At 63.0% G+C, this 20,055-nt stretch carries 17 protein-coding genes; 4 read left to right on the top strand and 13 right to left on the bottom strand.

Annotated elements, in window-relative coordinates:
- Nucleotides 1-56 precede the first annotated feature (56 nt).
- The 7 genes from rimO to N008_RS23100 all read right to left on the bottom strand — a co-directional run bounded on the left by rimO (nucleotide 57) and on the right by N008_RS23100 (nucleotide 5,915).
- Nucleotides 57-1,370, bottom strand: coding sequence for a 30S ribosomal protein S12 methylthiotransferase RimO (gene rimO / locus N008_RS09450; RefSeq protein WP_044015544.1), 1,314 nt, complete (start codon nucleotides 1,368-1,370; stop codon nucleotides 57-59).
- A gap of 227 nt (nucleotides 1,371-1,597) precedes the next feature.
- Nucleotides 1,598-2,575 carry a signal recognition particle-docking protein FtsY gene (ftsY, locus tag N008_RS09445; RefSeq protein ID WP_044015542.1) on the bottom strand — a complete coding sequence of 326 codons (978 nt, stop codon included), beginning with the start codon at nucleotides 2,573-2,575 and terminating at the stop codon, nucleotides 1,598-1,600.
- Between the two features lie 184 nt (nucleotides 2,576-2,759).
- On the bottom strand, nucleotides 2,760-2,921 hold the full coding sequence (locus N008_RS22345) for a DUF4295 domain-containing protein (RefSeq protein ID WP_071843814.1): 162 nt from the start codon (nucleotides 2,919-2,921) through the stop codon (nucleotides 2,760-2,762).
- Nucleotides 2,922-2,928: 7 nt separating this feature from the next.
- On the bottom strand, nucleotides 2,929-3,111 hold the full coding sequence (rpmG, locus tag N008_RS09440; protein ID WP_022825071.1) for a 50S ribosomal protein L33: 183 nt from the start codon (nucleotides 3,109-3,111) through the stop codon (nucleotides 2,929-2,931).
- A 168-nt stretch (nucleotides 3,112-3,279) separates the two neighbouring features.
- Nucleotides 3,280-4,923: an aminopeptidase P family protein gene (locus N008_RS09435; RefSeq protein WP_231569808.1), complete on the bottom strand. Its 1,644-nt coding sequence runs from the start codon at nucleotides 4,921-4,923 to the stop codon at nucleotides 3,280-3,282.
- Nucleotides 4,924-5,036: 113 nt separating this feature from the next.
- Nucleotides 5,037-5,276 carry a 50S ribosomal protein L28 gene (gene rpmB, locus N008_RS09430; protein ID WP_044015540.1) on the bottom strand — a complete coding sequence of 80 codons (240 nt, stop codon included), beginning with the start codon at nucleotides 5,274-5,276 and terminating at the stop codon, nucleotides 5,037-5,039.
- Between the two features lie 477 nt (nucleotides 5,277-5,753).
- Nucleotides 5,754-5,915 carry a DUF5522 domain-containing protein gene (locus N008_RS23100; RefSeq protein ID WP_231569807.1) on the bottom strand — a complete coding sequence of 54 codons (162 nt, stop codon included), beginning with the start codon at nucleotides 5,913-5,915 and terminating at the stop codon, nucleotides 5,754-5,756.
- A gap of 123 nt (nucleotides 5,916-6,038) precedes the next feature.
- Here N008_RS23100 and N008_RS09425 point away from each other — a divergent pair, with 123 nt between their 5' ends.
- The 3 genes from N008_RS09425 (at nucleotide 6,039) to N008_RS23095 (ending at nucleotide 8,303) form a co-directional block, all read left to right on the top strand.
- Nucleotides 6,039-6,506 (top strand): hypothetical protein, encoded by a 468-nt coding sequence (locus N008_RS09425; RefSeq protein WP_044015537.1) that lies wholly within the window; start codon nucleotides 6,039-6,041, stop codon nucleotides 6,504-6,506.
- Between the two features lie 99 nt (nucleotides 6,507-6,605).
- Nucleotides 6,606-7,859 carry an ornithine--oxo-acid transaminase gene (rocD, locus tag N008_RS09420; protein ID WP_044015535.1) on the top strand — a complete coding sequence of 418 codons (1,254 nt, stop codon included), beginning with the start codon at nucleotides 6,606-6,608 and terminating at the stop codon, nucleotides 7,857-7,859.
- A 225-nt stretch (nucleotides 7,860-8,084) separates the two neighbouring features.
- On the top strand, nucleotides 8,085-8,303 hold the full coding sequence (locus N008_RS23095; RefSeq protein ID WP_156109164.1) for a hypothetical protein: 219 nt from the start codon (nucleotides 8,085-8,087) through the stop codon (nucleotides 8,301-8,303).
- Between the two features lie 86 nt (nucleotides 8,304-8,389).
- Here N008_RS23095 and bglX read toward each other — a convergent pair whose 3' ends face one another.
- From bglX to N008_RS09390, 6 genes are all read right to left on the bottom strand, one after another.
- A complete protein-coding gene (gene bglX / locus N008_RS09415) occupies nucleotides 8,390-10,702 on the bottom strand; it encodes a beta-glucosidase BglX (protein ID WP_044015533.1) in 2,313 nt (770 codons plus the stop codon).
- 136 nt (nucleotides 10,703-10,838) lie between these two features.
- Nucleotides 10,839-12,182 (bottom strand): glucoamylase family protein, encoded by a 1,344-nt coding sequence (locus N008_RS09410; RefSeq protein ID WP_044015531.1) that lies wholly within the window; start codon nucleotides 12,180-12,182, stop codon nucleotides 10,839-10,841.
- 110 nt (nucleotides 12,183-12,292) lie between these two features.
- Nucleotides 12,293-13,852, bottom strand: coding sequence for a RagB/SusD family nutrient uptake outer membrane protein (locus tag N008_RS09405; RefSeq protein ID WP_052381376.1), 1,560 nt, complete (start codon nucleotides 13,850-13,852; stop codon nucleotides 12,293-12,295).
- 11 nt (nucleotides 13,853-13,863) lie between these two features.
- Complete coding sequence (locus N008_RS09400) at nucleotides 13,864-17,136, bottom strand: SusC/RagA family TonB-linked outer membrane protein (RefSeq protein ID WP_156109162.1); 3,273 nt, start codon at nucleotides 17,134-17,136, stop codon at nucleotides 13,864-13,866.
- 174 nt (nucleotides 17,137-17,310) lie between these two features.
- Entirely contained in the window at nucleotides 17,311-18,336 is a 1,026-nt protein-coding gene (locus tag N008_RS21535; RefSeq protein ID WP_052381375.1) for a FecR family protein, read from the bottom strand.
- Between the two features lie 180 nt (nucleotides 18,337-18,516).
- Nucleotides 18,517-19,137 (bottom strand): RNA polymerase sigma factor, encoded by a 621-nt coding sequence (locus N008_RS09390; RefSeq protein WP_052381374.1) that lies wholly within the window; start codon nucleotides 19,135-19,137, stop codon nucleotides 18,517-18,519.
- 329 nt (nucleotides 19,138-19,466) lie between these two features.
- Here N008_RS09390 and N008_RS09385 point away from each other — a divergent pair, with 329 nt between their 5' ends.
- Nucleotides 19,467-20,012, top strand: coding sequence for a hypothetical protein (locus N008_RS09385; protein WP_044015529.1), 546 nt, complete (start codon nucleotides 19,467-19,469; stop codon nucleotides 20,010-20,012).
- Nucleotides 20,013-20,055: the final 43 nt, after the last annotated feature.

Below are 20,055 nucleotides of genomic sequence, written 5' to 3'. Positions count from 1 at the left end.
CGGCTCCGCCTTCGCTCGGAATGACGTTCCTTTTGCCTTTGACAGCTCAAAAAAACCTACACCAGCTTACCGTACAGGTCGAAGTCGGAGGCCTCGGTAATCTGCACCTGGGCGAAGTCGCCGAGGCGCACGTAGGTGTCTTTGGTGGCGGGCACCAGCACTTCGTTGTCCACTTCGGGCGAGTCGTACTGGGTGCGGCCCACGAAGTAGCCGCTTTCCTTGCGGTCGAACAGCACCTTGTAGGTTTGGCCCACCTTCTCCTCGTTCAGCTCCATCGAAATGCCCTGCTGCAGCTCCATGATCTGGTCGGCGCGGTCCTGCTTTACCTCGGCCGGCACGTCGTCTTCGAGGGTGAAGGAGTGGGTGTTGTCTTCGTGCGAGTAGGTGAAGATGCCCAGGCGGTCGAAGCGGGTTTCCTCCACGAAGTGGTAGAGGTCCTCGAAATCCTGCTGGGTTTCGCCGGGGTGGCCGGCAATGAGGGTGGTGCGCAGGGCAATGCCCGGCACCCGCTGGCGGATGGTATCCACCAGCTCCACCGTGCGGCGCTTGCTGATGCCGCGACGCATGGTTTTCAGCATGTTATCCGAAATATGCTGCAACGGCATATCCAGGTATTTGCAGATGTTGTCCCGCTCGTTCATCACGTCCAGCGCGTCCATCGGGAACTGCGAGGGGTAGGCGTACTGCAGCCGGATCCAGTCGATGCCGTTCACGTCGGAGAGGTTGCGGAGCAAATCGGCCAGCTTCCGCTCGCCGTAGTGCTGCAGGCCGTAGTAGGTCAGGTCCTGGGCAATCAGAATCAGCTCCTTGGTACCCTGAGCGGCGAGGCGGTTGGCTTCCTTCACAAGGTCCTCAATGGGACGGTCCATGTGCTTGCCGCGCATCAGCGGGATGGCGCAGAACGAGCAGGGGCGGTTGCAGCCCTCGGCAATCTTGAAGTAAGCGTAGTGCTTGGGCGTGGTCAGCAGCCGCTCGCCCACCAGCTCGTGCATGTAGTCGGCCTCCAGCGTTTTCATCAGCTGGGGCAGCTCCAGGGTGCCGAAGAAGGCATCCACCTGCGGGATTTCCACCTCCAGGTCGTCCTTGTAGCGCTGCGAGAGGCAGCCCGTCACGTAGAGCTTTTCGAGGCGGCCAGCTTCCTTCTCATCGGCGTAGCGCAGGATGGTGTCGATGCTTTCCTGCTTGGCGTTGTCGATAAAGCCGCAGGTGTTGATGATGACGATGTTGGCGTCGCTCTTGTCGGCTTCGTGCGTCACGTCAAACTGGTTGGCGCGGAGCTGGCCCATGAGCACCTCCGAGTCCACGAGGTTCTTGGAGCAGCCGAGGGTGATGACGTTGACTTTATTGGCCTGCTGGCTTCTTACTTTCATAGGGAGTAGCGCGAAGCTCGGCTTCGCGTATCGGTGAACGGGCGGCCGGGCAATTTCTTATCAGTGAGAAACTTGCCCGCTGTAGCCCGCGACGAAAATCGGACCGCAAAGGTACGCAGGAGGCAACGCCTTTTCCTACTGAGGAAGTTTCTTTTGCCAACCGGAACCGCGGGTGTAGAAACAGTCATTCCGAGCGGAGCTCGGAATGACGAACCGGGTAGCCCGGTTTACTTCTTAAACAGCGAATTCACGAACGTCGTCCGGTCGAACAGCTGCAAATCGGTCATCTTCTCGCCCACGCCGATGTAGCGCACGGGCACCTGAAGCTGGTCGCTGATGCCGATGACCACGCCGCCCTTGGCTGTGCCGTCGAGCTTGGTGATAGCCAGGGCCGATACCTCGGTGGCTTTGGTGAACTCCTTGGCCTGCAAAAAGGCGTTCTGGCCGGTGCTGCCATCGAGCACCAGCAGCACCTCGTGGGGCGCATCGGGAATCACCTTCTGCATCACGCGCTTGATTTTGCTCAGCTCGTTCATCAGGTTCACCTTGTTGTGCAGGCGGCCGGCCGTGTCGATAATGACCACATCGGCACCCATTTCCACGCCTTTCTGCACCGCGTCGTAGGCCACGGAGGCCGGGTCGGTGTTCATGCCGTGCGAAATAACGGGCACGCCCACCCGCTGGCCCCAGATGATGAGCTGATCAACGGCCGCAGCCCGGAAGGTATCGGCAGCACCGAGCACCACCTTCTTGCCGGCCGAGTGGAAGCGGTGCGCCAGCTTACCAATCGTCGTGGTTTTGCCCACGCCGTTCACGCCTACCACCATAATCACGAAGGGCGAGCCGGGGCTGTCGGGCCGGTCGAGAATGGCGCGGGAGCCGGTGGCGCCGCTGTTGGCGTCGAGCAACTCCACGATTTCCTCGCGCAGGATGCGGTCCAGCTCCGAGGTGCTCACGTACTTGTCGCGGGCCACGCGCTTCTCGATGCGGTCAATGACCTTCACCGTGGTGTCGATGCCCACGTCGGCGTGCACGAGCATGGTTTCCAGGTCGTCGAGCACCGCCTCGTCGACGGTGTTGCGGCCGGCTACGGCTTTGCTGAGCTGGTCGAAGAAGCTGGTTTTGGTTTTTTGCAACCCCTCATCAAGGGCCTGCTGCTGCTCCTTGCTTTCCTTATCCTTCTTGAAAAAATCGAAAAGTCCCATGCGGAGAGTAGCGCGAAGCTCCAGCTTCGCGCATCGTTGCTGACGATGGACGATGACGCTGGCCCTGCCCGCACGACGGGCCGGCCAGCGGCACGCGAAGCTGGAGCTTCGCGCTACAACGCAAAAAAGTCCCACGCTGGCGGGACTTCTTCACTTCAAATCAGGGAGCCACAAAGGCGCTGGCTTACTTAACGCCGGTGGCGAGGTAATCCTGCACTTTGTCAACGGGCACCATTTCCTCGCGGAAGGTATAGGCACCGGTTTTCTCCGATTTCACGGCGCGAATGACTTTAGCCCAGTCCTTGCCGCCTGGAGTTTTCAGGGTTGCTACTACTTTCTTAGCCATTGCTCAATTACTTGATTTCCTTGTGAACGGTCATCTTCTTGAGCACGTTGTTGAACTTCTTCAACTCAATGCGCTCAGGAGTGTTCTTGCGGTTCTTGGTGGTGATGTAGCGCGAGGTGCCCGGCTGCCCCGAGTTTTTATGCTCAGTGCATTCAAGGATCACCTGCACCCGATTGCCTTTCTTAGCCATCTCGACGGGGGTTTTGGGATTAAGGACTGCAAAGGTACGAGGGTTTTCGGAATAGGCAAGCTGTTAATTGTTTAATTGTTAAATGGTTGAATGGCTGCGTATTCCGGCCTTTAACGACGCCGGAATACGCCCTACTGCTCAACAATTTGACAATCAAATCATTAAACCCTACAGCTTCGGCAGCTGCAGGCTTTCCAGCACGCTGGGCTTGGCCATCAGGGCCTCAATATCGGCCACGGTGCGCGGCGCTTCCTTCGACAGATTTTCGGGCTCGGCGCTGGTGATGAGGATGTCGTCTTCAATCCGGACGCCGATGTTCCACCACTTTTTGTCGCAGGGGCTGCCCTCCGGGATGTAGATGCCGGGCTCTACGGTGATGACGTTGCCGGCCTGCAGCGGGCCGTAGCTGCCCCGGTCGTGCACGTCGAGGCCGAGGTAGTGGCTGGTGCCGTGCGGGAAGTAGCGGCGCATCTCCTCGGGGGCGGTGATGATGCCCAGCTTCAGCAAGCCTTCCGTAACTACCTGCTGGGCGGCCTTGCCGGGCGCCTGAAAGGCGTTGCCGGCCCGGCACTCCCGGATGCCGGCTTCCTGCGCGGCCAGCACCAGTTCGTAAATCTGGCGCTGGGCCGCGCTGAACTTGCCCGAGGGCGGCACCGTGCGCGTCACGTCGGCGGTGTAGCCGTGGTATTCGGCGCCGCAGTCCATCAGCAGCAGGTCGTTGCCGAGGCGGGGCTTGTCGTTGGTTTCGTAGTGCAGGATGCAGGCGTTGTTGCCGGCGCCCACGATGCTGGGGTAGCCCTCGAACTCGGCCCCGTATTTCTTGTAGATGTACTCGTGCAGACCCTGCACTTCCATCTCGCCCATGTCGGGCCGCAGGGCCCTCATTACCTCCTGCTGCCCCACAGCGCTGATGCGGACGGCACGGCGCAGCAAGGCCAGCTCCTCGGGCGTTTTCACGGCCCGCAGTGCATCCAGCGCATCGTTGAGCTCAGCCCCGCCTAAGCGGCTGACGGGCCGCCCGCTGATAGCCTGCTGGCGTTCGGCATCAGTGGAGGCATTCAGATAGCCCTGCAGGTAGGCATCGGCAGCCAGCGCGGGCCGCTCCCGTATCTGGGCCTCGACGTACGTCCGGATGCCGGCAGCATTGACCACTCCGTAGCGCTGTACGGCCCCATATACTTCATCGAGGCGGCCATTGAAATCAGTTGGAATGGCGGCCTGGCGGCGGAAGGCGGCTACCAGGTCGAACAGGTCGGCGGGGTCCTGGGCGTCGTCGCGCACGTCGGTGGGCAGGTCCAGGAAGTGGATCCGCGCGAAGCTGGCCCAGCGGATATCGGCCGTGGCAAAGGCGGTGTTGTCGGCTACGTACTGCAGCTTGAGCTGCTGCTTAGCGCCCTCGGTGCCCAGGCGGCGGCCGGTCCAGAGCTCGGCTTTGGGGTCGCGGGGCTGCACGAACAGCGCCTCCGTGACGCCCGCCTGCCCGCCCAGCGTCTGGGGCTCCTTGAACAGCACCAGCACCGCGTCGGGCTCGTCGTAGCCGGTGAGGTAGTAGAGGTCAGGATGCGGGTGGTAGAGGTAGTTGACGTCGTTGGCACGATTGCGGACCGGGCTGGCAAACAGCACCGCCACCGAGCCCGCCGGCAGCGCCTGCCGCAGCTGCTCGCGCCGGCTTCTGTGAAAGGCCGGGTCGAGGAAGTCGGTAGGGCGGCCGGGGCCGGCGGCCCGCTGGGCGTGGGCAGTTGGCGCCAGGGCGCTCAGCAGCAGAAAAGCCCACAGGCAGCGGGCGGCGGAAGGCAGACGGAATACAGACACGGCGACGAAGCTAGCAGGCAGATACAACAAAGACGCGTACCCGCCCCGGAAATTGCTTCCGGGGCGGGTACGCGTCTGAATACAATTCGCTCCGAGAAGCGGCCGGGGGCAGACTAGTAAACGATGAAGCCCTGCTCCTTCGCCTTCTTCAGGACCGACATGATGCCGTTCTTGTTGATGGTGCGGATGGTGCTGGTAGCTACTTTCAGCGTTACCCAAGCATCCTCTTCGGGGATGTAGAAGCGCTTTTTCTGCAGGTTCGGGTAGAACTTGCGCTTGGTCTTGTTGTTGGCGTGCGACACGTTGTTACCTACGCGGGTACGCTTGCCGGTCAAATCACAAACTCGGGCCATGATATCAGGAACTTAGAGGTTTCAAAGCGGAAAAACGGGGCCGCAAATATCGGCATAAGTTTGATAGAAGCAAAACCACTGACTGAAAAATAGCGGGTTAGCGTTTTCGGGGAAGGGTTACAGGTGACACATAACAGGCGAAAGGCGGGCTGCAAAAGCGTTGCAGCCGGGCGCCAGGCCTGTCTTTCTTGCTGTTTCGCCCCTCTCACGCGCCCTCATGGCCTACGCCTGGCGTCTAGGTTTTCACTTTCCGCCGACGCTCTGCGCACTACCGGTTCAGCCTGGATAAGCTCTTGTACGCCAACCAAAACCTACCGCCCACTGCTCACCCACGTGGCGGCAGCAGGCCTACTAGCAAATTGGTCGGCGCTACGCGGCTGCTCCGCCGTCCGGGTTTACCAACCAGCCCGCCCTGCTCTTCATCACCAGACCGCCTTGCACCTCATCACCTGTCACCTCATCACCCGTCACCAAGAATCACCTGTCCCACTTGCCCTTTTTGCGCCAGGGGCAGTGGCGGCAGCCGTTGCCGCAGCAGCTGCCGCGGCGCAGGTGGTACTGCTCCGTAAAGACCATGTAGCCTTCCGGAGTGAGGTAGTAGTCGCCGGGCTGGAGCGGTTGCGGGGTGGAATCGGGCACGGATGGCACAAATGAGCCCGCAAGATACGTTGGGCAGCAGGAAGTGCTCATGCCGGCTATTTATAGTATCTTTCCACTATATAATTAAACTCAACAGTCGTTTCACGCTCATTCTCTGCCCGGATGCGGTACTGGATTCTGCTTTTGATGCTGCTGGCGGCGGGGCCGGCAGCGCACACCCAACAGCCCGAAATGCCGGTGGCTGCCACCCGCCTGGCGCTGCAGCTCACCACGGCCGAAACGCTGCCCGCCGCCCCACTGAAAGAGGCCCGTCGCACGCTCAACCAGGCCCGGCAGCGCTTCAACCGGGGTTTGCCTACCGGCGACAAGCTGTTTGTGACGGCTACGCTGCTGGATGATGCTGCCAACCGGGTGCCGCAACTGGTGCAGGTGCACAGCTGGCAGGATGGCCGGGTGGCGGGCCGGCTGGTGGGCACCAACCTGCCCGAAGGCAACAACCGCGAGGAGTTCGACGAGGCCGACGTGGTGGACTGGATGATTCTGCACCCCGACGAATCGGAGGAAGGCAACTACGTGGGCAAGTTCCTGGACCTGGAAGACCGGCTGGGCAGCCTCTCGGCGCCGCGCTGAAGCGGGCAGCCGAAGCGGGGGTTTTTGCGTAATTTTCGGCGGTGGGCGGCGTAGGCAGCTCACCGCTTTTTGCTGATCTGCCCCCAAACTCCGGCCCATATGCACGCTACTTCCGCCCCCACCACCCAGCAAAGCCGCAGCCAGGAGCTGATGGCCCTCGAAGACCAGTACGGCGCCCACAACTACCACCCGCTGCCCGTGGTGCTGAGCCGCGGGGAAGGTGTGCACCTCTGGGATGTGGAGGGTAAGCACTACTTCGACTTCCTGTCGGCGTACTCGGCCGTCAACCAGGGCCACTGCCACCCGCGCATCATTGGGGCCCTCACCGAGCAGGCCCAGAAGCTCACGCTCACCAGCCGCGCCTTCTTCAACGACCAGCTGGGTGCGGCCGAAAAGCAGCTCTGCGAGCTGTTCAACTACGACAAGGCTCTGCTGATGAACTCCGGCGCCGAGGCCGTGGAAACTGCCCTCAAGCTGGCCCGCAAGTGGGGCTACCAGGAAAAAGGCATTGCGCCCAACCAGGCCCGCATCCTGGTGGCCGAGCACAACTTCCACGGCCGCACCACTGGCATCATCTCCTTCAGCACCGACGGCGACTCCACCGGCGGCTTCGGCCCCTACATGCCCGGCTACCAAGTGGTGCCCTACGACGATCTGGCGGCGCTGGAAGAAGCCCTGCAGGATCCGCACGTGTGTGGTTTCCTAGTGGAGCCCATTCAGGGCGAGGCCGGGGTGATGGTGCCCTCGGAAGGCTACCTGTTCAAGGCCGCCGCGCTGTGCAAAGCCCACAACGTGCTGTTCATCGCCGACGAGATTCAGACCGGCCTGGGCCGCACGGGCCAGCTGCTGGCCGTGTGCTACGAAGGCGTACACGCTGATATTCTGATTCTGGGCAAGGCTCTGAGCGGTGGCGTGCTGCCGGTATCGGCAGTGCTGGCCCGCAACGAAATCATGCTCACCATCCAGCCCGGGCAGCACGGCTCCACCTTCGGCGGCAACCCGCTGGCCTCGGTGGTGCTGCGCGCAGCCCTGGACGTACTGCTGGAAGAAAAGCTGATCGACAACGCCCGGGCCATGGGCGAGGTATTCCGGGAGCGGATGCGCCGCGTGATGGCCAAACGCCCCGACGTGGTGGAGCTGGTGCGTGGCAAAGGCCTGCTCAACGCTGTGGTCATCAAGCCCGCCGCCGACGGCCGCACGGCCTGGGACGTATGCGTGACGCTGATGGAGCGCGGCGTGCTGGCCAAGCCCACCCACGGCGACATTATCCGGTTTGCACCGCCGCTGGTTATCACCGAAGAGCAGCTCCACGAAGCCTGCGACATTATCGAGCAGGTGATTCTGGACTTCTAGCCTTCTACTTCTCCTTTATTGCCTCACTAGCCGTTGCCGGGCCGGATACCAATTGGTGTTCGGCCCGGCAACGGCTGTTTGGGGGCGTTTGGGTGGAGGGCGGAGGCACTTTGGCAGGGTCATCCGCCCGCTGGACGGGCGCGGCGGCAACTTGGTCGAGAAGGAAAGCGGGGCACCAGGGCGGGGCGTAGTTTTGTGGTGTTACTTCTTCATCACCACCGGATTATGCCTACGCTTCGCCCACTTATTGTTGTATTATCGGCCGCCTCCCTGTTGCTGGCCAGCTGCCAGACCAGCCGGGTAGCATTCCAGGCCCGGCCGTTCGGGAAGGTAGCGGCCACGCCCACCGATACCACGGTGCTATTGCTCCACGACTCGCAAGGCCCGCAAGCCACCCGCGTGGCCCTGACCACGGCGGAAGCAGCTACGTGGCAGCAGCAATAACACCATTGCACCCTATTCGCGAAAAAAGCCGCGTCCTCACACTGTGTGAGGACGCGGCTTTTTCGTGGTGTCTGAGGCCGGGCCGCTTATCTGACCAGGGTGAAGGTGGCCGTCTGCACGTCGCGGGAGTTGGGGCCGGTCATCACCTGGAACTCGCCGGGTTCGGCCACAAACTGCAGGTCGGTGTTGTAGAACTTGAGGTCATCGGGGGTGAGGCGGAAGGTGAGCGTGCGGCTTTCGCCTTTCTTGAGCATGATTTTCTGGAAGCCTTTCAGCTCCTGCACGGGGCGCGAAATGGAGCCCACCATGTCCCGGATATAGAGCTGCGCAACCTCTTCGCCGTCGTAGCTGCCGGTGTTTTTCACGGTTACCTTCACTTCCAGCGTGCCGTTCATGGGTAAGCTAGCCGTACTCAGCTCCGGCTTGCCGTACTCGAACGTGGTGTAGCTCAGGCCGAAACCGAACGGGTAGAGCGGGTCGTTGGTGACGTCGAGGTAGCGCGACTTGTACTTGTCGAGGGCCACGCCGGCGTAGGGACGGCCGGTGTTTTTGTGGTTGTAGTAGAGCGGAATCTGGCCGACGTGTTGTGGGAAGGTAGCCGTGAGCTTGCCCGAAGGGTTGTAGGCCCCGAACAGGACATCGGCAATGGCGTTGCCGGCCTGGGAGCCCGCAAACCAGGTTTCGAGGATGGCGTCGGCGTTCTTGTCTTCCCAGGGCAGCGTGAGCGGGCGGCCGTTCATGAGTACCAGCACCAGGGGCTTCCCGGTTTTCTTCAGGGCCTTGAGCAGCTCCATCTGCGGGGCCGGAATGCCAATGTCGGCGCGGCTGGCGGCTTCGCCGGTCATGCCCTGGCTCTCGCCCACGGCCGCCACAATCACGTCGGCGCCTTGGGCGGCCTGCACGGCTTCCTGAATCATCACCTCAGCGTTGCGCTTGTCCACGTTCAGCTCGCCGCCGTGCTCGTTGAGGCGCGCAATCATCTGCTCGTCGTCGGTGAAGTTGGCGCCCTGGGCCGTCACGATCTTCACGGAGCTGCCCACCGCGTTGCGGATGCCCTGCTCCAGCGACACGGCCTGCTTCCAGTCGCCGGCGCCGCTCCAGCTCCCGATCATGTCGCGCTGGCGGGTGGCCAGGGGGCCGACCAGGGCAATGGTGCCGGTTTTTTTAAGGGGCAGGGTGTTGTTGCTGTTTTTGAGCAGCACGAGACTTTTGCGGGCAATGTCGCGGGCATCGGCCACGAAATCCTTCTTCATCATGGTGGCCTTGGCGCGCTTCTCGCTGGTGCCGCGGTAGGGGTCCTGGAACAGGCCGAGCTTGTATTTAGCTTCCAGAATGCGGCGGCAGGCCAGGTCAATCTGGGCTTGCTGCACGGTGCCGTCCTTGAGGTTCTGGGCCAGGTTTTTCAGGAATATCTCCCCCACCATGTCTTGGTCGATGCCGGCGTTCAAGGCCAGGGCCGAGGTCTGGGCGTCGTTGCCCATGCCGTGGGCGGTCATTTCGTTGATGGCGGTGTAGTCGGTGGCCACGAAGCCCTGGAAGCCCCACTGCCGGCGCAGCAGGTCGGTCATCAGCCACTTGTTGCCGGTGGCGGGCACACCGTTGATGTCGTTGAATGAGGACATCATGGAGCCGGCGCCGGCTTCCACGGCGGCTTTGTAGGGCGGCAAGTACTCGTTGTACATGCGCACCAGGCTCATGTCGGTGGTGTTGTAGTCGCGGCCGGCTTCGGCGGCGCCGTAGAGCGCGAAGTGCTTCACGCAGGCCATCACGGCGTTGGGCTTGCTCAGGTCGGCGCCCTGGTAGCCGCGCACCATCACGCGCGCAATCTGCGAGCCCAGGTAAGGGTCTTCGCCCGAGCCCTCACTGATGCGGCCCCAGCGCGGGTCGCGGGCAATGTCCACCATCGGCGAGTACACCCAGTGCAGGCCGTCGGCGGAGGCTTCTTCGGCGGCAATGCGGGCGCTGCGCTCCAGGGCCGTCAGGTCCCAGCTGCTGGCCAACCCCAGCGCAATCGGGAAGATGGTGCGGTGGCCGTGGATGACGTCGTAGCCGAAGATGAGCGGGATGTGCAGGCGGGTTTGCTTGATGGCCATTTCCTGCAGCTTGCGCGCTGCCGTGGGCGTAAAGGTGTTCAGCACCGAGCCCACCGCGCCGCGCCGGATACTGGCGTCCACGTCCTTGCTCACCACCGGCCCGGTCACATCGAAGCCCACCGTAATCAGATTGAGCTGGCCGATTTTCTCTTCCAGCGTCATTTTTTGGAGCAGGTCGTCGATGAAGCGGTTCATCTTCGGGTCGGGGGCGCTTTGGGGAGCGGAGACGGGCGCCTGGGCCTGCAGCGCCGGCGACGCGAGCAGCCCCAGCGACAGCAGCAGGGCGGTGCGGAACGGGTATTTCATAGGAAAAATATTGGGGGAGTTGGTGGGGAGGTGTGAGACCGTCGTGCTTCGGCTTCGCGTAGCGTACCGGTCTTTACTCAACAACGTCCGCAGGCGAGATGCTTCGCTCTGCTCTGCATGACGTTCTTCTGACGTTCTACTTTTTGATTTGCGGGCTCTCAAAACCCAGATTGGTGAGGCCGCGCTGCACGTCGGGGCTGCTCATGAACAGCTTCCAGAGCAGGCCGGTCCGGTGGTTTTCTATCATGCCCACAATGGGACCCTGGTCGATGGCCAGGTGCGACTTGGCGTACCAGTTGTGCTGCTCGCTGAAGCCATCCACGAAACCGTACTCACTCCAGATGTTGTCGCCCAAATCGTTGTAGAAGTGCCGCAGCGCCGCCATCGACTCCTTGGGTGCATACGGCATGGCCGACAGCGCGGCGGTAGGCGAAATCACGCCCAAGTCTTCGGTGGGCGAGTGGGCGGCGTAGCCCTGGTAGCTGTCGGAGGCGGTGAGGCCCCAGCTGTTGGGGCCATAGCCTTTGTACTTCTTGGGGTTGTCGACGCAGTAGGCGTAGTTGATGCGGGTGTGGGCCTGGTTTTGCTGCCAGTAGTCGGCGTACTGGTCTTTGAGGCCGCGCGGGTCGAGGCCCAGGAAAGTGTAGTGCGAGAAGAACAGCGGCCCACCGAAGTCGAAGCCCAACGGCAGCTTGGTGTTGTAGAACTCCTTGCCGTTTTTGAAGTAGCTGCCGGTGGCCCAGCCCTGGTCGTACACCTTTTTGTCGATGGCAAATTTGGGCGACGAGGCCGCCAGCACGTAGGTAATCAGGCACTCATTCCAGCCATGAATCTGGTGGTTCATGCTCCAGCCGTTGTTGGGGCTCCAGTGCCAGTAGAGCACGTTCTGGCCACCTTGCTGGTGCCAGTTCCACTCCACGCCTTCCCACATCCAGAGAATGTGGTTGCGCAGGTCCTGCTCGGTTTTGCTGGCCCCGGTGAAATACTGCCGGGCACAGATCAGGCCCTCAAACAGAAACGAGGTTTCCACCAGGTCGGCGCCGTCGTCTTTCTGGCTGAAGCGAATCGTTTTGCCGGTGGCCCCATTCAGCCAGTGCGGAAACACGCCGTGATATGAGTCGGACTTCTCCAGAAACTTCACGATTTTGAAGATGCGCGCCGCCGCTTCCTCCCGCGGAATCCACTTGCGCTCGGCCGCCACAATAATGGCCATAATGCCAAAGCCCGTGCCACCGGTGGTCACCACCTCGTTGCCGTACTCGTAGGCCACGTTGCTCCGCTCGCGCGCCATGCCCGAAACGGGGTGCCCGAAGTCCCAGAAGTAGCGAAACGTCTGGCGCTGCACCAGGTCCAGCAGTTGCTCGTCGGAGAGGTTGCGCGGGCGCTGGCGGGCGTCGAAGGCAGCTTTTTTGGGCGCGGTTTTTTGCTGGGCCTGGGTGAAACCGGGCAGCAGCAGCAACAGGAGAAATAGGAATTTCATCGTCATGTCAAGCAAACATCTTTCCCGCAGAAGACGCGGAGAAAGGCGCAGAAGACGCAGAACGTTCTGCAACTTCAGCTCCTTCCTCCGCGCTTTCGGCGGGCTAAAAATTAATACCCTGGGTTCTGCGTGAGCTGGCCGCCGCTCAAATCAATCTGCTCCTGCGGAATCGGAAACAGCTCGTTTTTGCCGCGGTTGAACGTTTTGCCCTGGGCCATGAACAGCGGCACGATGCGGCCAGGCTGCTCGCTTTCCTGGCGCACCAAGTCAAAGAACCGGTCGTGCTCCAAGGCCAGCTCCACGCGGCGCTCCTGCCAGATGAGAGGCAGCGTGAGGGCCGTGCGCGCGGGCAGACCGGCGCGGGTCCGCACCCGGTTCAGCTGGGTAAGTGCCGCGCCGGTGTTGCCGATACGGAAAGCCGCCTCGGCGTTGATGAGCAGCACCTCGCCGTAGCGCATCACCCGGATATTTTTGGGCAGGTAGTCGTTGTTGCCGCAGTTGCGCTCCTGGGTGCGGCTGTGGTAGGCCTTGTAGCTGTAGCGCAGGTTTTCCACCGAGTCTTTGCTCGGAATCCGGAAACCGTCCCAGAGCACGGTGCCGGTGGAGCGCTGCCCGGCCGGGGCGGTGGGCTGAATGAAGATGATAGTGCCGGCCCGGCGCCGGTCGTTGGGCTCGTAGGCATCAGCCAGCTGCTGGGTGGGGTTGTTGAAGCCGAAGCCCAGGTCGGCCCAGCCGCCGCGGCCGCCGGCCCGTGGGCCCTGGCTGACGGTGTACAGGTTCACGGCCGAATTGTTGCAGGCAGCGTTGATGCCGGTCTGCACCTCGAAGATGGACTCCTCGCTGTTGGCGCCGGCTTCGCGCCAGATGTTCTCGTAGCTGGGCAGCAGCCCATAGGCCCCCGAGCGGCCCGCAATGATTTCGTTGCTGAGCTCGAAAGCCTTCTGGTAGTTTTTCTGGTACAGGTACACCTTAGCCAGCATGGCCTGCGCGGCGGCTTTGGTGGCGCGGCCGGTAGCGGTGGCGCCTTTCAGGGGCAGGTTGTCCACCGCAAACTGCAGATCGTCGATGATGAACTGGTAGATTTCAGCGGCTGTGGCGCGCTGCTGCAGAGCCGGGTTGTTGATTTCCGAGGCGGCCGGTACCCGGTCGAGCTTGGGCACGCCCCCAAAAAAGCGCACCAGGTTGAAATAGAAGTAGCCGCGCAGGAAGCGCACCTCGCCCACCAGGCGGTTTTTGGCGGCCTCCGGGGCCGGGCTCAGCGGAATCTTGTCTAGGGCCTGGTTGGCGCGGTTCACGCCCTGGAAATAGCCCTTCCAAGTGTTGTTGACGATGGAATTGGTGGAGTTGAGCGTGAAGTTGTCCACCTCCAGGGCCGGGCCGTAGTCGTTGGGCGTGCTGCCCTTGTCGGCGTCGTCGGAGGCAATGTCGGTCAGTATCACGTACTGCAGGCCGTGAATGTCTTCACCGAAGCCCCCCAGGTACATGACGTTGTAGACGCCATCCACGAGGCGTTGGGCGGCGGTGGGGTCGGTTTTGATCTGGTCTTCGGTGAGCTGGCCCTGGGGCGCGACGTCGAGGAAGTCTTTGCAGCCCACGGCGCCCACCGTGAGCAGCAAACCCAGGGCGGCCAGGCGCGCGGGCCGGGAAGCGAAAGTGGCGAGTGATTTCATGGGTGGCAAGCTTAGAAATTGACGTTCAGACCCAGCGCGAGCGTGCGGCTGGTAGGATAGGTGGTAGCCTCGATGCCCGAGTCCAGGGGCCCGCCCGGCAGCTCCGGCGTGAAACCCGAGTAGTTGGTGATAGTCAGCAGGTTCTGGGCCGTGGCGTAGACGCGCAACGACGAAATGAAGGCCCGCTTGGTCAGCTCACTTGGCAGCTTGTAGCCCAGCACCAGGTTGTTAAGCCGGATATAAGAGCCCGACTCGATGAAGTAGGTGGAATTGGGCGTGTTGTTGCGGATGGCGTAGGGGTCCGACTGCGAGGGGTTGGTGGCGGTCCAGCGGCTGTTGGCAAAGTCGGCCTCGATGTTGTCGGTGTTCTGGCCGGTGGCTTGTTTTTTCCGGTTGTAGACGTCGTTGTTCACGTTGCCGCTGAACACAAACGAGAAGTCCAGCCCGCCGTAGGTCAGGCCGCCGTTGATGCCGAAGTACATCGGTGGCTGATAGGAGCCGGCGTAGATCCGGTCGCGTAGGTCCACGGTGCCGTCGCCGTTGGAGTCGGCGTACTTCAGGTCGCCGGGGCGGGGCGTGAAGAAGGTGTAGCGCGGGTAGGCGTCGATTTCGGCCTGATTCTGGAACACGCCCACGGCGTCGAGCACGTAGAACGAGCCGGCGGCCACGCCGTTGTCGGAGCGCGTGACGTTGTTGGCGCCCCCGAACAGGGCCTGCCCGCCGTTCAGGTTTTCGATGCGGTTTTTGTTGAAGGTGGCATTCACCCCAAAGTTGTAGCCAAGCTTCTCCCCCACCGTATTGCGCCACGTCAGCGACGCTTCCACACCCTGGTTGCTGATGTCGGCGGCGTTGGTGATGTACTGGTTGTTGGGGTCGCCGAACAGGGCCGGGATGTTCACCGGAATCAGCGCGTCGGTGGTTTTCTTGCGGTAGTAGGTCAGCTCGCCGCCCAGGTGGTTGTCGAGCAGCGCAAACTCCACGGCCGCGTCGTACTCCGTCGTCACCTCCCAGCGCACGTCGCGGTCCTTGATCTGGTTGATGATGGCACCCAACACCGGCTGCCCGTTGAACACGTAGGGCGTGTTGATTTCGGCCGTCGTGATGTAGGAAGTGGGGTCAATCTGGTCGTTGCCGAGCTGACCGAAGCTGGCGCGCAGCTTCAGGAAACTCAGCACGCTCTGGTCTTTCAGGAAGCCTTCCTCGGTCAGAATCCAGCCCAAGCCCACCGACGGGAACAGCCCCCAGCGCTGGCTGGAATTGAACTTGGACGTGCCGTCGTAGCGCAGGTTGGTCGTGAACAGGTACTTGTCGGCAAAGGCGTAGTTGATGCGGCCCAGAAACGAGAGGCGGCGGTCCTTGTTGAGGTCGGGTGCCCCATTCACCGACGTGTTCGGGTCGCCGGTGTTCAGGTACCACTGGCTGGGGTCTTCGGGCACGTTGCGCCGCTGCCCCGACAGCGAGTTGGTGTTGCCTTCCTCGGTCACGGTACCGGCCAGCAGCGTCAGCGCGTGCTTGTCAGCGAAGGTGCGCTGGTAGGTGGCGGTGTTTTCCCAGAGGTAGCGCGTGCGATTGATCTGCGTGACGTTGAGCGTGCTCTGTGGATTGCGCTGGTTGCCGCCGGCCCGCAGGAACGTCACCTCGTCGTTGAGGTACTGGTAGTCGTAGACGCGACGGTTGTCGTAGTTCAGGTCTACGTTGATGGCCGAGCGCAGCGTAAGGCCTTCGATTGGAATGAAATTCACGCCCACGTTGCCCTGCAAGCGGTTTTCGAAGGAGCGGTTGTTGTTTTTCTCGATATCTAGCAGCGGGTTGCCCACGTTGCCGAAAGCCGACGTATTGCCGTAGCGCCCGCCTTCCTTGGCCGTGATTACCGGCGCGGCGCGGTAAGCATCCTGATAAGCGGCCGCAAAGTTCACGTCGCGCGTGTTGGCCCGGCTGAACGAGGCCTGCGAGTTGACGCTGAACTTGGGCGAGATGGTGAAATCGGTGTTGGAGCGGACGGTGAGGCGCGAAAACTTGTTCTGGATGGCTAGGCCATCATCCTGCAAGATATTGCCGCTGAAGTAGTAGCGCACGCTCTCATTGGCTCCCGACACGGCCAGGTTGTGGTTCTGGTAGGTGGCGCGGCGCAACACCTGGTCGTACCAGTCGGTGTCGGCGGGGTTGTCGGGGATGGTGATGTCGGGCGAGGTGTCGCGCAGGTAGCTGGTGTACTGGCCGGCGTCGGCCATCTGCACCAGGTTGGCGGCCTGCTTGAAGCCCACGGTGTTGTTATAGCTAAGCACCGGCTTACCCTGCTTGCCCTTTTTGGTGGTCACGATAATGACGCCGTTGGCCCCACGCACGCCGTAGATAGCGGAAGCCGAGGCATCCTTGAGCACGTCAATCGTCTCGATGTCGGCGTTGCTCAGGTTGCGGATGTCGGTGGTTTGCACGCCGTCTACCACGTAAAGCGGCTCGGCACCGGCCAGCAGCGTGCCCGTACCCCGGATGCGCACTCTGGGCTGGGAGTTAGGCGCCCCGTCGCTGATGATCTGCACGCCCGAGGTTTTGCCCTGCAGCGCCTGCGTGGGCGTCTGCACCGGCTGGTTCACAATTTCCGCCGACTCTACGCGGGCCACAGCGCCGGTCAGGTCAGTTTTGCGCTGGGTGCCGTAGCCCACCACCACCACTTCGCTCAGGGCGGTAGCGTCGGGGGCCAGATTCACGTCGACCGTCGTTCGGCCGCCCACGGCCACCTCCTGCGAGGTGTAGCCGATGAAGCTGAACACCAGCGTGCCCGTGTCGGGGGCCGTGATGGTGTAGCGGCCGTCGGGGTCGGTCTGGGTGCCGGTGCTGGTGCCTTTCACCACCACGTTTACGCCGGGCAGGCCGGCGCCTTTCTCATCCAGCACGCGGCCGGTTACCGGCACGTCGGCGGCGGCGGCCGGCTTCAGGATAATGCCGCTGTCCATGGGCTCGTAGGTGATGCGCAGCGGGTCGAGGAGCACATGCAGCACCTCGCTCAGCGGCTGCCCGTCGGCGGCAATAGACACCCGGCGGCCGGCCTGAATCAGCTGGCGGCTGTACTGAAACCGGATGTCGGTCTGGCGCTCAATCTTGGTGAGCACCGAAGCCACGGTTTCGCCGCTGGCCTGCAGCGAAATCGGTTGGCTGAGCGAGGGCTGGGCCGCAGAAGGATGGGCGGCGGCTATGCCGCTGAGCAGCGTCAGGCACAAAGGCTGCAGCAGCGCCGCCCGCTTCAGGTCGCGGACGGTGTGGGGAAATGGTAAGCGTGGGTTCATGCGAAAGTGGGAATTTGGGAAGCGTGTTCCCGGTGGCAGAGAAAGTTTCGCGAAGGAGAAGAAGGCTGCCCTGGTCGGATTGGGGTTGAGGTTGGGCAGGCAAGGGCGGAGCAACGGTGGGTTATTGGGGCATAGGCGAGGCAGTGGCAGGTAGCAGAAAAAGGTGAAGCTGGTCTAAGGATTCTGGCAGCCCGGACTCCGGAATTCGATGTGCGCGTCTTGCTGCGAGTAGCTGGCGCCCAGCACCTGGCACAGCACGTCCAGCTTGCCGTAGAGCGACTGGCGCTGCAGGTTCAGGGTGGCGGTGCAGCCAGCCAGCGCGGCGGCGTCGTAGCGAATATCTACGCCGTAGGCCGTGGCCAGCGCCGCCAGCACTTCAGCCACGGGCCGGTCATCAAAAACGAAAGACTGCGGCTGTAGCACCACTGGCTCAGCTACCAGCTCGCGGCGCAGCGGCTGCCGGCCCGCCGCGTACACGGCCTGCTGGTTGGGCAGCACCAGCACGCTGGCTTTGCCGGCCGCGCTAAGCATGCGGCGCGGCGATACCAGCACCCGGCCGGTGCTCACTTTTACCAGCGCCTCAGGCTGCCCGGTAAAGGCCCGTACCCGGAAGCTGGTCCCCAGCACGGTGGTTACCAGCTGGTCGGTATAAACCAGAAACGGGTGCGCCGAATCGGGGCGAACGTGGAAGAAGGCTTCGCCCACGAGGCGTACCTGACGCTGCGCCCCCCGGAACTGCGCCGGATAACGCAGACGGCTGGCCGGACGCAGCAGCACTATGCTGCTGTCGGGTAGCGTGAGCTGCAGGTCGTGGGGGCCGGAGTTGCGGAAGGTGCGCCAAGTGGCGGCAGCCGGAGCAGGGGCTACGGTGGCAGGGTTGGGCCGGCCGGCTACGTACCAGCCCCAGCCACCCAGCCCCAGGCCAGCGGCCAGCGTGGCTGCCGCTGTCCAGCGTCTGGCAGCGGGCCAGGCCCGGAAACCTCCGGGCCGGGGCTCCGGCGCGGCGGCCGGCGCAATGGTACCGGCCGCAATCCGGTGCCAGAGCTCGGTGCGCAGGGCTTCCCGCTCGTCGGTGGTCATCAGCAGCGGCGGGTCGTGCCGCAGGTTGTCATACCAGGCTTCCACCTGCTGCTGCTCGGCGGGTGTGCACTGGCCGGCTTGGTAGCGGCGAAGCAACATTTGCAGGTCAGTCTGATTCATGCAGCAATGGGCGTTGACGGCGTAGCCGCCCACAATGGGCGGTAGTTATAGCCACAGACGACTACCCCTACCCGCATCCCTAGCCGGGAACTGAAAAAAGCTGATTTTCCTGGCAAGCAGCGCCCGGTCATCCGTCACCTCTCTCCTTCAGTCACGACACTCCGCCCGGCGGCCGGGAATTCAGCCTGTTGCTTGCAGCAACACCGCCACCAGCACCAGGAAATCCTTCAGACTGACGCGCAACTGCTTGAGGGCGCGGGTGAGGTGGTACTCCACGGTTTTGCGCGACAGGTTGAGGCGCCCCGCAATTTCGGGCACCGACTGGTACTCGAAACGGCTTAGCCGGAAGACCTCCCGCGTGTGGTCGGGCAACTGCGTGAGGCTGGCCTGCAAAGCCCCGGCGAGGTCGTCGGCCGCAACTTCTTCCTCCGTGCAATAGTCGGGCTGCGTGAGGCGGGTGGCGTGGTAGGCCACGTAGGCGGCGCGCGGCGGGCGGGCTTTGAGGCCGTCGATGACGCGGTGGCGCACGGCGGCGTGCAAGTAGGGCTGCAGGTGCTGAATCCGGTGCTCGGCGCGCTTGTGCCAGAGAGCCGTAAACAGGTCCTGCACCAGTTCTTCGGCTGCTTCGCGCGAACCCAGCTTACGCGAAGCCAGCTGCAGCAGCGGCCACCAGTGCCGCTCGTATATCTCGGCAAATGCCAGCGCATCACCGTGGTGCAGGGCCTGCACCAGCGCGGCATCATCCCAGGCGGTGTAGGCCTCCTGGGCAGCACGAACGGCAACGGCGGGCGGGCGGGACATGGCAGCGCGAAATAGGACCAAAGGCAAATCTACGCTCCATCTGTCACCGGGGCGGCGGCCGGTAAGCTGGCCGGCCGCCGCCCTGGTAGAGCGCACACCCATACGGTGTCTGGGTCTAATACGCAGTCGGCGGCCCGATAGCTGCCGCCGGCCTACCCGCGCCGGGCACGCTACTTGTTGCGCGTAGGGCAAGCGCGGCTGAGTGTTTTTTGCGGGCGCACCGCTTTATCGCCGGGCCGGCCGCAGGTTTGCGTATCCGAGGTTATGCGCTGGTTTGCGCATTGCCGGCTGTCTGCCGCTATCTTCGCCCAGCCTTTTGCTGTTGCTGCTTGAAATCTACCCGCATTTTTTCCTGCCTGCTGTTGCTGCTGCTAGCCGCCGGCTGCCGCAGCCCCCGGGCTGCTTTCCGCTTCGAGCCACCTCCGGCGCAGGTTGCCGTAGCGGTGGTCACAACGCCGGCGACCAGTGCCGCCAGCCCGGCAGCCGAGCCCACTATCAGCCCGCTCCACCCGCGGCCCCGGCAGTTACCACGCCCGCACGCGGCGCGGTTGCCGCACACAGGCCGGGCATCGGGGTGGCGCGCTCCACGGTTGAAGCCAGCGCCGGAAGTGGCGGCGGAAGCGGCCGCGCACCAGCCACTACGGACCCGGCACCAGCCCTCGCAGCCCCGGCAGGCGCAGGTTGAACACACCGCCGCTTTCGTGCTGGGCGCGGCACTGGTGGCGGGCGGCGTGGTGGCCGGACTGCTGCTGGGCGGCTGGCTGGGGCTGGGTGTAGGGGCGCTGGTGGTGCTGGGCGGCTACTACTTTTTGGGCGTGGGCCTGGGCGGCAAGCACGCTTGGCTGGAGGTGTTTCAGGAGTTCTTCAATATGTAAGCCGTCCCGCGGGAGCGGCTAGCCGAATAAAGCTGCCGCCGGC

It is taken from the genome of Hymenobacter sp. APR13, from assembly GCF_000737515.1.
Classification (GTDB): domain Bacteria; phylum Bacteroidota; class Bacteroidia; order Cytophagales; family Hymenobacteraceae; genus Hymenobacter.
This window is presented reverse-complemented; position numbering and strand designations above follow the sequence as displayed.

What these genes read in the sequence shown, in the direction of transcription:
- rimO (WP_044015544.1), bottom strand. Translation starts at nt 1,370, where the DNA reads ATGAAAGTAAGAAGCCAGCAGGCCAATAAAGTCAACGTCATCACCCTC.
- ftsY (WP_044015542.1), bottom strand. Translation starts at nt 2,575, where the DNA reads ATGGGACTTTTCGATTTTTTCAAGAAGGATAAGGAAAGCAAGGAGCAG.
- N008_RS22345 (WP_071843814.1), bottom strand. Translation starts at nt 2,921, where the DNA reads ATGGCTAAGAAAGTAGTAGCAACCCTGAAAACTCCAGGCGGCAAGGAC.
- rpmG (WP_022825071.1), bottom strand. Translation starts at nt 3,111, where the DNA reads ATGGCTAAGAAAGGCAATCGGGTGCAGGTGATCCTTGAATGCACTGAG.
- rpmB (WP_044015540.1), bottom strand. Translation starts at nt 5,276, where the DNA reads ATGGCCCGAGTTTGTGATTTGACCGGCAAGCGTACCCGCGTAGGTAAC.
- N008_RS09425 (WP_044015537.1), top strand. Translation starts at nt 6,039, where the DNA reads ATGCGGTACTGGATTCTGCTTTTGATGCTGCTGGCGGCGGGGCCGGCA.
- rocD (WP_044015535.1), top strand. Translation starts at nt 6,606, where the DNA reads ATGCACGCTACTTCCGCCCCCACCACCCAGCAAAGCCGCAGCCAGGAG.
- N008_RS23095 (WP_156109164.1), top strand. Translation starts at nt 8,085, where the DNA reads ATGCCTACGCTTCGCCCACTTATTGTTGTATTATCGGCCGCCTCCCTG.
- bglX (WP_044015533.1), bottom strand. Translation starts at nt 10,702, where the DNA reads ATGAAATACCCGTTCCGCACCGCCCTGCTGCTGTCGCTGGGGCTGCTC.
- N008_RS09410 (WP_044015531.1), bottom strand. Translation starts at nt 12,182, where the DNA reads ATGAAATTCCTATTTCTCCTGTTGCTGCTGCTGCCCGGTTTCACCCAG.
- N008_RS09405 (WP_052381376.1), bottom strand. Translation starts at nt 13,852, where the DNA reads ATGAAATCACTCGCCACTTTCGCTTCCCGGCCCGCGCGCCTGGCCGCC.
- N008_RS09400 (WP_156109162.1), bottom strand. Translation starts at nt 17,136, where the DNA reads ATGAACCCACGCTTACCATTTCCCCACACCGTCCGCGACCTGAAGCGG.
- N008_RS21535 (WP_052381375.1), bottom strand. Translation starts at nt 18,336, where the DNA reads ATGAATCAGACTGACCTGCAAATGTTGCTTCGCCGCTACCAAGCCGGC.
- N008_RS09390 (WP_052381374.1), bottom strand. Translation starts at nt 19,137, where the DNA reads ATGTCCCGCCCGCCCGCCGTTGCCGTTCGTGCTGCCCAGGAGGCCTAC.